We start from the raw sequence: 14192 nt of genomic DNA, 5'->3' as shown, positions 1-14192 counted from the left end.
AGATTGAGTGTGTTCGTGGTTGGGGACTGCTTCGCAATATAGTCTCGCGTAACCCCGCTCTGCATGCGTGGAACCGTTTGAACCGGCATGAGTCCTCCGCCGGGTGTAGTATTGGTCACACCTCCGGAGAGCGTCTCTGTTCTAACATGAATTTCTTCCGCTTTTCTGACCGGGGCAGGCGCATGCGTTGTGGCCGCCTTCTTTGGTGTGCGGGAAGGAATTGGCTGTCTATGCATGACGTCATGATCGGACGATTGCTCATCTGCAGCCTGAGCAGTGCCCCCTAATGTCAACAGAATGAGGGTCAGAAGTGCTGGAAACTCACGAGATGCGGACATGGCGGGATCCGGACGAAAAGGTTGGAGGAAACAGGCCCATTCGCATTTTGGCTGCACTCATTAATAACTATATTAATGAGTGCATTTCCATAAGCTACTCAGTGAGTCGTATATTATGTTATCGCATGACGCAACGAGATTAATGATCTAAACTCATTCTTATTCACGATCACTCTTTCATATTGTCAATGTAAGGAACAAAAATGACCGACGAGCAGCCATCGAATGTGGGGACGATCCAGGTTTTTTATGGAATCTCGTCGCCTTGGGCTTATCTTGGGATGCCAAAGCTGCGTGAAATTGCTCGGTCGGAAGGCGTATCACTTGTGCTGCGACCAATTCGGATCATCCAGAGTAATGGCGGAATCCCTTTGCGGGAGCGCCCCACTGCCCGACAGAATTATCATGTGGTTGAATTGACCCGCTGGCGGAAGTTTCTAGATATTCCTCTTAATCTGAAACCGAAATATTATCCCTGCAGAACTATAGAGTATGCGGCTTGTCTTGTTATTGCCGCGGGTCTCAAAGGCTATGACGATGTCGCTTTGTCATGGGCGATTCAATCCGCATTATGGGCCCATGATCAGGATATTGCGGATACGAATACGCTTGAGGGTATTGTTGAAAACGTACTCCATTGCGACACCAAAGAGCTCTTAGTCTTTTCCCAAACGCCAGAAGTATACGCTGTATGGGAAAAAAACCTGTCTGACGCAGAACAGCTTGGTATCTTTGGTACTCCTACCTACGTCGTCGGAAACGAACTGTTTTGGGGGCAAGACAGGCTGGACTTTGTGCAACGGAAAATTCGTGGGGGACTATGACTATTATTTTCCTTCGTATCTGCCGTTACCTTCCCAACGCACTCTGGAAACTGTGTTTGAGCGGAGAACTCATAAGCCACGGTAGGCCTGTTCTCACGACACAAGCATTCTCTAGATAATATGGCTTAAGTCTTCCTGGCAGAGTATATTTCGCGGACAATATTGTTCGTGAATACAAACCAATAATAAAATATTAACCCGGCAGAGGTCCGCCGGGTTAACGTCAAACGTCAGCGCAGCCCACCGGAGGCAATGAGTGTTTCACCTGTCAGCCAGCGCGCATCGTCAGAGGCGAGAAACACGGCAAGTGGAGCAATGTCATGAACCTGGCCGCTACGTCCCAGCGGTGTCTGTGAAATAATGAGCTGTTCCATTTCGGAACCCACAACATTGGCAGTTTTGGTGCCTTCTGTTTCAATCAGGCCAGGATTGATAGCGTTTACCCGAATATTTCTCGGCCCCAGCTCACGCGCAAGAGAACCTGTAATGGCGTCAACGGCTCCCTTTGTTCCCGTATAGACCGCAGAATTTGGTGGCGTAATACGAGATACAACGGAGCTGATATTGATAACGCTACCGCCATCATCAAGGTGTTTGGCGGCGGCCTGGGTCGTCAGTAAAGTGCCAAGCACATTGACATTAAAGAGACGATGGAAATGGTCTTCGGTGATCTCGTCGATCGAAGCAAATTCGTAAACCCCGGAATTATTGACGAGAATATCCAAGCGCCCGAATTGACTGATCGCCGCATCCACTATGGCCTGCGCATCGGATTTACGAGAAACATCTCCCTGAACAGCGACGGCCTGACCGCCATTGCTGGCAATGGCTGAGACGACGGCGTCCGCTCCGGACTTGCTTGAGGCGTAATTGACGACGACAGCCGCCCCCGCTTCGGCGAGTGCCTTGGCAATACCAGCCCCAATTCCTTTAGAGGCGCCGGTTACGATTGCAACTTTTCCGGAAAGTTTGCTCATGGATATGTGCCTGTCTGTATGGGCCAGAACGCACATGCGTACTTTATGCCCGGTTGGTCGAAAGCAAAGGATTTAAATATGGAGTAATCGCTCCAACATAAGGCATATGAGGTTTGGATCTCCGGTTTCAAGGATTTATGGAGCGATGGCACCAAAAAAAGACCCCAGTGAGCGGCGAGGGCGCGGGCGCCCTCAATCTTTCGATCGCAAGGAAGCCTTGTGTGCCGCCATGCGCTTGTTTTGGGATCGCGGCTATGAGGGGACGAGTTTCGATGATCTTATTTCGGTCATGAAGATCAGTGCTTCCAGCTTTTACAATGCTTTCGGAAGCAAAGAGGCGCTGTATCACGAGGTGATTGAGACCTACATGAGTGTCGCTGGAGGTTGGTTTCTCGATATCCTTGGTGAAGATGCCGATACGCGAACTGTCTTTCAGGATTTAACGACAGCAGCTGCCGTTGAATTTACACGCCCCGACCAGCCTGCAGGCTGCATGATCTCAGTCGCGGCAACGCAATGCTCCCCGAACCAGCACCGTTTGCGCGATCTTTTGGCTAGTCAGCGGACACAGGCAGAAGGCGCTATGGCTGCATGCCTGCAACAGGGTTTGGAGGTAGGAGATTTGCCGACAGGTACCGATATTGAAGCTCTAGCAGCGTTCTACGGATCCCTCCTACGCGGCATGGCCGTCCAAGCCCGTGACGGAGCATCACAGGAGCGGCTGATGGAAATTGCGCGGTTTGGAATGAACGCCTGGCCAAAGGCATGACCGAAATTTTTAAGAGGCTTCATCAAACCGATTGGTTATGAACTCCAGCATGCAAATGCATTATAGTTGGCATAACAAATATTATCCGACATGTTTTTTACTGCGGGAAAGAGAGAATACAGAGGGTTCCGCTCTCTCGCCGATCACGATCAGAGAAAGGACATTAGGCTTGGGTGGCTGCGCCCGGAACGATAGGATCTTCCGCAAAGGGTCGGTTCAGGATGCCAAGCACTTCATCTGCAACGTAAATCCGATTGCGGGCATAGCCAGTTCGTTCTCTTAGGATCCCAGCCTGGCAAAGTTGGCCAATTGCCGTGTGAGCAGCAGGTGGCGTAATCGACAGCAAAGTTCCCAGACGTGGAGCCGTCAGAACCGGATAATCCCTAAGGATATCAAGCGTTCGTAGCGCTGCTGATCCTTTCCGGAATGAACGACGGGTCAACCATGCAGCATTCAGGGTTCTGAGAGCTTCACGGGTGATGCGTAACTCCTGAACGGTTTGAACAATGGCATCCGAAACAAAGCCGATCAGAGGAAGCCAGTTTAGCTTCTGCTGTGCTTGTTTGAGAGCTGCATAATAAGCCTGTTTGTGGAGCTCTATATACGGTGAGAGATAGAGCGGAACGTGTTTCTCGGCTGCCATCATCAAGGGTAGCAAAAGCCGACCTACGCGACCATTCCCGTCTCGGAACGGATGAACAGCCTCGAAATGAGCGTGGGCTAACGCCATCCGGGTAATCAAGGACTGAGTCATCATCTGCATTCCGTCTTCCCGCATGTAATCCAGGGTCTCTTCCAGAAAATGAGGGACTTCAGCCGGTGGTGGAGGATTATAAACGGAATAGGCAATGTGCCCATTGCCGCCGATCCAGACGACCTCCTGTCGGAAGTCTCCCGGAGTATCCCGGTAGGACGCATCATGGCCGAGTACGTTACGATGCAGGTTCTGGATCAGATCGACCTGAAAGATTTGACGGCCCTTAATAAGAGCCGATGGCACGAACCGCTCCAGAGCCAGCGCGTAATCCCGAACCTGTCGAACTGCCTGCCCTGCCTGATCGTCATCTTCGTCGGCGATAAGAAGTTCATCCAGGGTGCTATGGGTTCCTTCCATCGCCGAACTGCTGACAGCTTCACGGCGGCTGAGAATACGACTGATCTGATAAGGATCTGGAAGAGAGCGTGCAATCTCATCAGCCTGTCCCAATGCCAGTTGGGCTTCGGAATGCACCGCTGTGATTTCTTCTAGAGGAATTCCTTCCTCCGGAAGAGGGAGAGGAAGCACCCCGTAGTGATGCTCATAAGGGGCTGGAAGACGCACCAGACGCTCACGGACACCACCGGAGAGTTCAGTTCGCTTCATGGCCCAAAACCTTTATCAAAGAACTTAAAAAACAATCTTATTAAAGGTTATTACAGAAAGATTTCAACAATTTTCTTTTTTCGAGCTTGTGTGAAAGGTTCGCGGATAAGGATGCGATTAACATTTTGTCCTGACGATAGACAGACGACTGCTGCGAAATTAGGTCGCTGTGGCCCTGACTGATTCAGAAAGCTAATCCCCTTTGTTGAGATACCGGTTAAACTAAAATGTCGTGCCGCGTGAAAGTCTAGTGGACAGCTCAGCTACGCCCCGGAATCAGTCGTTCGCCCGTCCAATTAACAATCAGATCAACCGATTGTAATCCTGTTCAGTCTAGTTGAAAGATGCTAGTTATCCTGCCAAAGGCGGGAGACATAGCGCGCCTTCCGACCTGTGAAACAACGGAAAAGTCTCTCAGACAGACTGTCATAACCTCCCGTTCGGAATGTGACGCAAATCAGGCCCTGTGACTTAGTCTTCCGGTCGAGGATTTCAGATGACGATTTCTCTTGAAGCGCTCAAAAAGCAGGCCCGACAGGAAAGTCGGTCTGGCACATTGTCTTACACGCAGGCTCTCGAACAACTCTCCAAACGGCACGGGTTCCGGACGTTTGCGGCTTTGAAGGCCAGTCTTTCCACGTCATTGCCCGTGAATCTTCCGTGCTCAAACACTGAAAAAATGGGCACTACGGCTTCCGGCTTGAGGTGGAATCTGGTCGAGCCGGTCTTCGTCGGAGAGGTAGAAGACGCTCCTCCGTTTTCCATGGATCAGATTGAGGCTATGGACGACCGGATGATTAAGACCACTCATTCCATTCCCCTGCCCAAAGAGTTTATCGAGTATTTGGAGCCCGTATGGAACGCCCATGTTGCGGACGTTTCCAAGAACAACGCCTCATAGATTAAGTGGCTACTCCTCCGTTTGTTGAAAGACTGACCCAGTTCAGTCTTGAGCTGGGACGTCTGGATCAGGCGCTGAGAGGGGCAGCAGTGGTGCCCGCTGTTATCTTCAGACAACGTTTGGCTGCTATCCGGCGCCACGGCGCTGTCGATGGCTGGGTGATTGATCCCTGGTATCTCGTCGCTGAACTCCATGGTCTTGTTCCGAGAGTGATCGGGCAGGACAGCTTTGAGCGCGGCACGACCGTGGATGCTGCCTCTCATGCCTTTACGATCTGGCGTTGGTATGCTCGCCCGGATGAGATGCAGGCAAGCGCCATTGCCGAAGCGGAAGATTTTCTGAGCGAGCAGTCGTCAGGCTGGGGACCTATCCTTGATGCAGGGATTGCTTTTCATCGCTGGCTGGAGTCCGGTCGACCCCGTGCTCCCTTCTGTGCAGCGTTAGGCCGCTACTGGCACGCCCATGATATTCTCCGGACGCCTTTGATCCTGACCGGCATCGAAGCACTCTCGCCTGGAACACCTTGGGAGATCGAGCTCTGGCTGTGCTGGTGGCTCGATGCTCTTCTGGCCGAAGTCCGCGAGGCGCATGACCTTCTGCGCCACCTGGAGCGAGCCAGAATGCAGGCGCTTGAGAGATGCGGCGCGCAACGTCGGCATTCGCGCGCACCCCAGGCGATCAATGTGCTGGCGATCCAGCCGCTCGTGTCCGCGTCCATGCTGGCGGAGCGTCTCGGCATGTCGCTGAAAAGCGCGCTGCAGCTTCTCAGCGTGTTCCAGGACCGGGGCATTGTTGTCGAAGTTACGCACCGGGCGGCTCATCGCCTGTTCGGTCTTGCCGTAATGGAATCCCTCAGCGACATTGTGACACCGCCCAAGCGACCCGTTCCTGGCCGAAAACGCGGGCGACCGCGCAAGAATGATCTGTTCACGGCGTACTCTGTCGGGGCGGACGAGATGACGCAGCTCCCGCCGCTAACCTGGTTGGATCCGGTTCAGTTCGATTATGAGGATCTGGCAGCAGCCATGGATCAGGCGGATGAAGCCATAATGCGAAGTTCCCGACTAATCGCCCGCCTCAAGGGAAAGAAGGCCAGTTAGATCGTTCATCTGTTCAGAGAACCTGAAGAGATGACTCTTTCAGTGGCCTCTGCAGTTTCAGGGCGTCCGGTGTGGGGGCCGTCAGCCAGGTTTCGATCTCTTCCCGGTCTTTCAAAATGACGGGCATGGCTTTGGGATGGTAGGGCGCGACCACCGCGTTGGCTTCCGTTGTCAGGAAGCCGAAAAAATCGGCCGTAACCTCGCCTTCCTTGAGTTTGCGTACCGAGGTCCAGGAGGTCCAGATCCCGGCAAAAAAGCGGAGAGGCTTTGTCTCGTCGGCTGCGAACCATACCGGATGAAACGACCCGTCATCTTGGCGCGCCTGTTCCGAGAAAGCCGTAAACGGCACCACGCAGCGATGCGAAACACCCAGCCAGCGTCGCCAGTGCAGAGAGCTCGTATTGCGGATATTCGTCACCCCCCGGTCGACCTTATGGCCTTTCAGGGCAAAGGCAGGCGACGGCATGCCCCATCGGGCCAGAACCAGCTCCCGACCGTTCTGCCCGTTGCGCACAATAGGCGCCGCGTAATCCGGATAGACATCCGGCATGAGGGGAAGATTGCCCGTATGGTCATTGAGAACCTCCGCAAGAGCGCGGATCTCATCCTGTGAGGACGTCTGAGCATAGAGGTTACACATGATCGCTCGTCTGCTCTGAAGCCGTATATCTTATCTGCGAAGTTCTCTTAGAGAAGAATACGGAGCGCTGCGGCTGCGTTCCTTTATTAGAAGAAATAAAAGCTATTGTTGTTTGCGCAATGGACTTGTGGGCAGAGCTGCGCCTTCGGGTCAGGTCGTAAGAGCTGTCCCGAAGGCGTGAGCGGGCGCCTCAAGCGGCTGTCCACAAATCCATAGCCTTAATCTCCCTGTTCCCCAGAAAAGATGGATTTTTTCTCAAGCTAGCTTGCCGAGGAAGGGGCCGGTAGTGCACATTCGAGTACAACTTTTATGAAGTAATCCAAATTTTCGTTCGTTAAATGCATGTTTCCTTCCCAATCTATGTCGTCCGGATCCTTAGAAACCATTTTCCCTTCAAGGGTGGTTCTCTTAGTGAAATTTGCATCCGAACTAAAATACTCTGGATTTGAACGATATAGTTCTTCTGCGCACTTACTATTGTGCTTTATTGTATTTGCAATCATTCGCAATTTGTCTAATTGTGGTGGAATGAAGAATCCACGCTTTCGGAGAGCAGTGACAATTCTTTCATGATTGGGCTTTTTCGGAAGATCCTCTAGCCATACCTGAGCGGAGCGCTCCCAATGGTGATATATTAACACTAAGAATGCTTTGCGGAGGAGCATCAGGTTCTCCTCTGCATCGCTTATCATCGCCAGCAGATGATCACTTTCATATCCACAATCCATCCCGTCTTCATCGATTATCTCCCAGGTTCGCTCTCCACGAGAAATGGCCTCTTCGAGGTCGCGAAACTCTTTCTCGATAATAGCAATATCTTGAAGAAAGGGCTTACTCGCTGCATGAAACGATTCACCAAGTCTTTGAAGACCATTCCTATAACGACGCATCTCTAGGTCGAGGAGTAACTTCCTAATATCCACTATTTTACTTCCATTTCCCGTTAAACCGTAAGATCCGGCTACCTTTTTATTGGATTTTTCCAAGCATAGGACTTACCCTACAGGAAGTCGTCAAATCTTCGATATCCCCATTTTCGCGGATAATCGGTGTGTTGCTAGTAAGACAGGATATCGCGAATTTAGCTTGCATCCGATAGCGTTTTGTTCTCTTTCTGTTCTCGTTAAGGAGAACAGTCATGACTTCGAACGCGCTGGCGCGTCTGCGCGAGCAGGTCCGATGCCTGGAGCGTCGGAGCCTGCCTCACTCTACACTCCGGGCGCTGCCAACAGGCCTGCTACCGGTCGATAACCATCTGGGCGGCGGCTTCAAAACCGCCAGCCTGCACGACATCCTGGTGCCCGATCCGCTCGAGATCGGGGCCAGCCTCGCCCTGCTTCTGCCTCTGCTCGCGCGCAGTAACCAGCCTGTTTTCTGGCTGGGGGCGGTACCCCCTCAGCTCCATGCCTGGGGACTGCATCAGGCCGTGATCTCGCTCCGGCACCTGATCTGCGTTGAGAGCGATGACGCCAGTGTTCTGGCCGTCGCCGAGGACATCCTGCGCGGTCCCGAGCGCGCCATTGTCGTGATAGCCGGTCTGCATATTCCCTCCCTGACAGAAGTGCGTCGTCTGAACCTCGCCGCCGAAAGCAGCGGAAATACCGGCTTCTTCCTGCGCCCTGTCAGCGTCTCCCGCTCCTCTGGAAAAGATCCCTGTGCCTGCGCCACCCGCTGGCAGATCACCTCTCACCCTTCAGACCCTCTCTGTCTGCCGGGATTGGTTCTACCGCTTCCCGGCCCCTGCCGTCTTTCCGTCTCGCTGCTGCGGGTGCGCGGAGGACGTCCTGCCCACTGGCTCCTCGACTGTCCTGACCATGCGCCGCATTCTCGCCCTCTGGCTTCCCTTCTGGCGCACCGAGCGCCTCCAGCTCTGCCAGTCGGATCATTACCCTTCCGATCGCCCGCTTGTCGTGCACGCGCCTGAGCACAACCGCCAGACGCTCACAGCCGTCAATCCGGTGGCACTGGCGGCGGGGCTGAGACCCGGCCAACCGCTGGCCCAGGCACGCAGCCTTGTGCCGGATCTCCTGTGCGCCGAGCAGGACACAGACGCCGATGATGCGGCTCTCCTGAACCTGTGTTCATGGCTGCTGTGGCTGTCGCCCCTGCCCGCTCTGGATGTGCCCGATGGCCTTTATAGCGATACAACCGGCTGTGCTCATCTCTATGGCGGCGAAGAGGCGATGCTGTCTCTCGTTCGGACGCGTCTTTCCGAAAAAGGTCATGTCTGCTCTCTTGCTTTGAGTGACACTGCAGCGGCCTCGCGCGTTCTGGCACGCTCCCGCCTCGACCGGGCCTGTGTCATTCCGCCCGGTCAGCAGAAACAGGCTCTGGACCAACTGCCGTGTTCGGCCCTTCCGATTGCCCCGGAGACAGCATCCCATCTCAATCGCCTGGGACTGACAACCATTGGCGCCCTTGCGGCCCTTCCCCGCGCGCCTTTGGCCAAGCGGTTCGGCGCGGAGCTTCTCACCTGTCTGGATGAGGCGCTTGGCCGTCAGGCCAGGCCGCTGAACGTGGTTCAGCTGCGGGACCGGATCTCGCTCTCGCGCTCGCTTGTTGAGCCTATCGCCACGGCCGAGGCGATTGCGACCGTGATCGAGGCTCTTGTGCCGGAAGCCTGCGCCTCGCTGTCCCGTCGCGGGGAAGGCGCACGGCAGATCGATTTCCTCTGTGTGCGTGTCGACAGCACGGTCCAGGCCATCCAGGTGGGCACCTCCGATCCGAGCTCGGATACGCCCCGCATCCTCCGTCTTCTCAAGGATCAGATTTCCCGGATTGAGCCCGGCTTTGGCATCGAGGCTGTCACGTTGACGATCAGCGCCAGCGAGCCCATGGAGGCCGGCCCGGATCGCCCGGTGCTCTCAGACCCGGAGGACTGTCAGGCGGACACGCTGCCCGCGAGCCTCATCGACCGGCTGATCAACCGCCCCGGTGTCACATTCGTCTATCAGCTTGCGCCCCGGTTTGCCGCCTGGCCAGAAGACGCGCAGTCTCGCGTTTCTCCGAATGACATGGCAAAACCGCCTCTCGCGAGCCAGATGCTCTGGGCGCGGCCGAACATCCTGTTCGATCTGCCCGTCCGGGTGCAGGTCACTGCCCTGCTCCCGGACGGTGCGCCCCGCCAGTTCGTCCTCAAACGCCAGACACATCGCATCGCGGCGGCCGATGGCCCCGAACGTCTGCTGGGTGAGTGGTGGCACACGGCCGAACGCTATGGCGCAATCCGCGACTACTGGCAGGTCGAGACCACGACCGGCCTGCGCCTGTGGCTGTATCGCAAAGGCGACGGAGCCCATGACTGGTCTGGGTCGGGCGCGTGGTTTCTTCAGGGAATATTCTGATGGAGCCCCGTGATGACCTGATCCCGGCCAGCACCTCGGACGTGGCCGAAGTCCTGATGCACGCGCTCTGTTACGACGGACGCAGGCGCACGCATGACGCCGCCGAACTGATGGCGCGTCTCGTGGCCGAGCGTCTGGTCGCCTATCTGGAACGCTCCGGATTTGTCGTGATGCGCGCACCCACCAGCAACGCGCCTGACAGCAGCCGGCACCCCCATCCGCACAGGCGCTAGGCCGTGACTATGCCTTACGTCGAATTGCAGGTGACGTCCTCGTTTTCGTTCCTGCGCTCGGGCAGCCAGCCGGATGAGTTGATGTTCCAGGCGAAGGCCCTGGGTTATGACACCATCGGTCTGACCGACTGGAACACTGTGGCCGGGGTGATCCGCGCCCATCTGGCGGCGCGTGAGGCTGGTCTGCGTCTCCTGCCCGGATGCCGTCTGGCTTTACGTGACGGCAGTGCGCTCCTGGCCTATCCCCGCAATCGCGCGGGCTGGGCAGGTCTGTGCCAGCTCCTGACCCTTGGCCATCATCGGGGCGAGCGGGACGTGTTTCTTCTGGGATGGGAGGATCTCGTCGCAGCGGCCCCGAACCTCCTCCTGATCCTGTTGCCGCCCGAGGATCTGGCAGCGCTTCCCGGGCACGTTCAGAGCCTGCTGGCTCTGCCACGACAAAGGGCGGGCGAAGAAGAGATCCGGTTTCTCGCGCTGACTCTTCTCCGCCAGCCGGGAGATCTGGCGCGGCTTCACGCACTCGCAGCGTTCAGTGCGGCACAAGGTCTGTCCTGCGTCGTGACGGGAGATGTTCTCTACCACGATGCGCGCCGACACGTTCTTCAGGACGTGGTCACGGCGATCCGGGAAGGCTGCACCGTCGATGATCTTGGCAACCGCCGTCACGTTCACGCCGATCGCCATCTGAAAGCCCCTGAAGAACAGGCACGCCTGTTCGCCGCCTTTCCGGACGCTCTGGCCAACACGCGACGGATTGCTGAGGCCTGCAGGTTCAGTTTGGATGACCTGACGTACCAGTATCCGACCGAAACGGAGCGCACAGGCGAAAGCGCACAGGAGACCCTGACACGCCTGGTCCAGGCCGCACTGCCGCGTCGCTATCCGGCCGGGGCGCCGCCTGAGGTCGAGACGCAGATTGCCCACGAGCTGAAGCTGATCGGCTCTCTGGCCTACGCGCCGTATTTTCTGACCGTGAACACCATTGTCCGTCATGCCCGCTCACTTGGGATTGTGTGTCAGGGACGCGGATCGGCCGCAAACTCGGCCGTTTGCTACGTCCTGGGAATCACCAGTATTGATCCGGTCCGCTCGGGTCTTCTGTTCGAGCGGTTCCTCTCGGCCGAACGGCAGGAGCCGCCGGATATTGACGTCGATTTCGAGAGCGACCGCCGAGAAGAGGTCATCCAGTGGATCTACCGACACTACGGCCGCCACCGCGCGGCCCTGTGCGCGACCGTGCAGCGCTATCAGCCCAAAGGCGCGTTGCGAGAAGTCGGCAAGGTGCTCGGCCTTCCGGAGGATCTGACCGGCCAGCTTTCAAAACACATCGCCTCGTCGTTAGCCGATCCCGATCTGTGCAAGGCGCGTGCGGCCGATCTTGGTCTCAACCTGAAGGATCGCCGCCTTAGCCTGACCTTCCATCTCGCGCGCCTGCTTCTCGGCTTTCCACGTCAGCTTGGCACGCATCCAGGCGGATTTGTGCTGACCGAGGATCGCCTGGACGAACTCGTCCCCCTGATGCCGACGGTCATGGACGGCCGGCAGATCATCGTCTGGGACAAGGATGACATCGACGTCCTGCGCTTCATGAAGGTGGACGTTCTGGGATTGGGAATGCTCGGCTGTCTGCGTCGCGGGTTCGAGCTGCTGCACACCGTGTATCAGACCCGCATGGATCTCGCCGCGATCCCGGCCGAGGATCCACAGACCTATCGCATGATCCAGAAGGGCGACACGCTCGGGACATTCCAGATCGAGAGCCGGGCGCAGATGTCGATGCTGCCGCGCATGAAGCCCAGGACATTCTACGATCTGGTGATTCAGGTGGCGATCGTCCGGCCGGGGCCGATCCAGGGGGATATGGTCCATCCCTATCTCCGCAGAAGAGAGAAACTGGAGCCTGTCACCTATCCGTCCGAGACCCTGCGCGGCATTCTGGGGAAAACACTGGGTGTCCCGCTGTTCCAAGAGCAAGCAATGCAGGTGGCGATCCACTGCGCGGGCTTCACACCTGGCGAGGCGGACCATCTCCGCCGCGCGATGGCGACGTTCAAAATGACCGGGGGCGTGTCGCCGTTCCGGGACAAGCTGGTCAACGGGATGCTGGCCAATGGCTATGAGCAGGACTTTGCCGAGCAGACCTTCGCACAGCTCGAAGGTTTTGGCAGTTACGGCTTTCCCGAAAGCCACGCCGCATCGTTTGCCCTGATTGCCTATGCCTCGGCCTGGATGAAGTGTCACTACCCGGATGTGTTCTGTGCCGCCCTGCTGAACAGCCAGCCGATGGGATTTTATGCGCCCTCGCAGATCGTTCAGGATGCACAGCGGCATGGGGTCGAGGTCCGGCCGATCTGCATCAACGCCTCCCGATGGGATTGCACGCTGGAGCGCGGCCGGAGCGGACGGCACGCGGCCGTCAGGCTGGGCTTTCGAATGGTGAAGGGGCTGGCGAACGGCCATGGGGCCGCCCTGATTGCGGCCCGGATGCCGGACTATGAGAGTATTGACGATGTCTGGCGCCGTGCGGATGTGCCGGTCTCGACCCTGGAATGTCTGGCGGAGGCTGATGCGTTTCGGATGTTCGGACAAATGCGCCGTGCTGCCCTGTGGTCAATTAAGGGGTTGGCGGATACCGCCCTGCCGCTGTTTGAGGCAGCGGATCGGGGCCGGAACTTTCCGCTGCCGGAAGTGATCGAGCCGGAGATTGCTTTGCCGCAAATGTCAGAGCGGGCCTCGGTGCATGAGGACTACCGGGCGACGGGTCTCAGCCTGAAGGGTCATCCGGTGGCATTTTTACGGGAGGGCCTGCGAAAAGAAGGGATCGTCCGGTGTGGGGATCTTCCGTATCTGCGGGATGGACGCCGGATCCAGCTCACCGGATTGGTGTTGATGCGGCAAAGGCCAGGGACGGCCAACGGCACCATGTTCGTCACGATCGAAGACGAAACCGGTACGGCCAATCTGATTGTCTGGAAAAACGTGCAGGAGAAATTCCGCCGTCCTCTTCTCGCCTCCCGTCTTCTGGCCTGCAAGGGGCGGCTTCAGAAGGAAGGTGATGTGATTCATGTCGTTGTGCTCAGCCTGGAAGACCGCACGCCGTTGCTTCAGGGATCGGAGCTGTTGAAGGCACGGGACTTTCGGTAGGGGACAACACCGGACCGGCAGATTTTATTTTAAGAATGAAAACATTGTTGTTGGTGCTGAACCTGTGGAGTTGTGGGCAGAGCCGCGTCATGATGGTCAGCCTGCAGGGCTGTCCATCATGACGCGAGCGGACGTGAAACGGCTGTCCATAAATCCACGGGCTCTACTTTCAGATCGAAACTCAACTAGTTTATTCTCCTACATCAGACTGGTCTTTCGTTTGTCAGTCGTAGTCTCTACGCTGGAGCCTTTGAATGTTCGGCCGGCACCACACAAAGCCAAGTCAAAGGGCGACTAGCGCTAAACATCCACACCAGAAATAACCAAGGCCGCCGTCAAGCAGGTTAAACCATCTGTGCATCCAATCGTCATGGATCATCTCTACGTTCATAATTTGGTCCTTTCCGTCGATTGCTTGTCAGTCATGGCCGTCATCCTTGAATTAAAAATGCCCGAAGCAGGCGCCTCCAGGCCGGTAGTCCTTCTGCTTTCCAGCCGCGCTGAAGTTGCTTGTCAGCGGCAAAAGTGTTCCGAAGCAGTGGCGACACCGAGAGCCTTT

At 56.5% G+C, this 14192-nt stretch carries 12 protein-coding genes and 1 pseudogene; 8 read left to right on the top strand and 5 right to left on the bottom strand.

Annotated features, from left to right (window positions below; genetic code table 11):
- Positions 1-338: pseudogene (locus KP702_RS14115) on the bottom strand (TonB-dependent receptor); the annotation flags it as partial.
- Between the two features lie 203 nt (positions 339-541).
- Here KP702_RS14115 and KP702_RS14110 point away from each other — a divergent pair.
- Positions 542-1162: a 2-hydroxychromene-2-carboxylate isomerase gene (locus tag KP702_RS14110; protein ID WP_063904945.1), complete on the top strand. Its 621-nt coding sequence runs from the start codon at positions 542-544 to the stop codon at positions 1160-1162.
- A 230-nt stretch (positions 1163-1392) separates the two neighbouring features.
- On the opposite strand, the gene KP702_RS14105 is transcribed toward KP702_RS14110, so the two are convergent.
- Entirely contained in the window at positions 1393-2139 is a 747-nt protein-coding gene (locus KP702_RS14105) for a glucose 1-dehydrogenase (protein WP_064275434.1), read from the bottom strand.
- A gap of 145 nt (positions 2140-2284) precedes the next feature.
- Between KP702_RS14105 and KP702_RS14100 the strand changes: the two genes are divergently transcribed.
- Positions 2285-2908 carry a TetR/AcrR family transcriptional regulator gene (locus KP702_RS14100; protein ID WP_232309278.1) on the top strand — a complete coding sequence of 208 codons (624 nt, stop codon included), beginning with the start codon at positions 2285-2287 and terminating at the stop codon, positions 2906-2908.
- A gap of 163 nt (positions 2909-3071) precedes the next feature.
- Here KP702_RS14100 and KP702_RS14095 read toward each other — a convergent pair whose 3' ends face one another.
- Positions 3072-4271 (bottom strand): Fic family protein, encoded by a 1200-nt coding sequence (locus KP702_RS14095; RefSeq protein ID WP_215769256.1) that lies wholly within the window; start codon positions 4269-4271, stop codon positions 3072-3074.
- Positions 4272-4767: 496 nt separating this feature from the next.
- On the opposite strand from KP702_RS14095, the gene KP702_RS14090 reads away from it, so the two are divergent.
- On the top strand, positions 4768-5172 hold the full coding sequence (locus KP702_RS14090) for a hypothetical protein (protein WP_215769255.1): 405 nt from the start codon (positions 4768-4770) through the stop codon (positions 5170-5172).
- A 5-nt stretch (positions 5173-5177) separates the two neighbouring features.
- A complete protein-coding gene (locus KP702_RS14085; protein WP_215769254.1) occupies positions 5178-6272 on the top strand; it encodes a hypothetical protein in 1095 nt (364 codons plus the stop codon).
- Between the two features lie 13 nt (positions 6273-6285).
- On the opposite strand, the gene KP702_RS14080 is transcribed toward KP702_RS14085, so the two are convergent.
- Both KP702_RS14080 and KP702_RS14075 read right to left on the bottom strand, forming a co-directional pair.
- Positions 6286-6912: an SOS response-associated peptidase gene (locus KP702_RS14080; RefSeq protein ID WP_215769253.1), complete on the bottom strand. Its 627-nt coding sequence runs from the start codon at positions 6910-6912 to the stop codon at positions 6286-6288.
- Positions 6913-7172: 260 nt separating this feature from the next.
- Entirely contained in the window at positions 7173-7898 is a 726-nt protein-coding gene (locus tag KP702_RS14075; protein ID WP_215769252.1) for a hypothetical protein, read from the bottom strand.
- Between the two features lie 152 nt (positions 7899-8050).
- Between KP702_RS14075 and KP702_RS14070 the strand changes: the two genes are divergently transcribed.
- The 4 genes from KP702_RS14070 to KP702_RS14055 are packed head-to-tail and all read left to right on the top strand — an operon-like array spanning position 8051 to position 13633.
- On the top strand, positions 8051-8836 hold the full coding sequence (locus KP702_RS14070) for an ImuA family protein (RefSeq protein WP_215769251.1): 786 nt from the start codon (positions 8051-8053) through the stop codon (positions 8834-8836).
- Entirely contained in the window at positions 8727-10256 is a 1530-nt protein-coding gene (locus tag KP702_RS14065) for a DNA polymerase Y family protein (RefSeq protein ID WP_215769250.1), read from the top strand. The genes KP702_RS14070 and KP702_RS14065 overlap by 110 nt, the downstream gene beginning before the upstream one ends.
- Complete coding sequence (locus tag KP702_RS14060) at positions 10232-10489, top strand: hypothetical protein (RefSeq protein WP_373687860.1); 258 nt, start codon at positions 10232-10234, stop codon at positions 10487-10489. The genes KP702_RS14065 and KP702_RS14060 overlap by 25 nt, the downstream gene beginning before the upstream one ends.
- Before the next feature lie 3 nt (positions 10490-10492).
- The gene (locus KP702_RS14055) at positions 10493-13633 is read left to right on the top strand and encodes an error-prone DNA polymerase (RefSeq protein ID WP_215769249.1); all 3141 of its coding nucleotides are present in this window, start codon (positions 10493-10495) and stop codon (positions 13631-13633) included.
- The last annotated feature ends 559 nt before the right edge of the window (positions 13634-14192 follow it).

Source organism: Gluconobacter sp. P5B12, from assembly GCF_018812035.1.
In the GTDB taxonomy this organism is placed as follows: Bacteria; Pseudomonadota; Alphaproteobacteria; order Acetobacterales; family Acetobacteraceae; genus Gluconobacter.
This window is presented reverse-complemented; position numbering and strand designations above follow the sequence as displayed.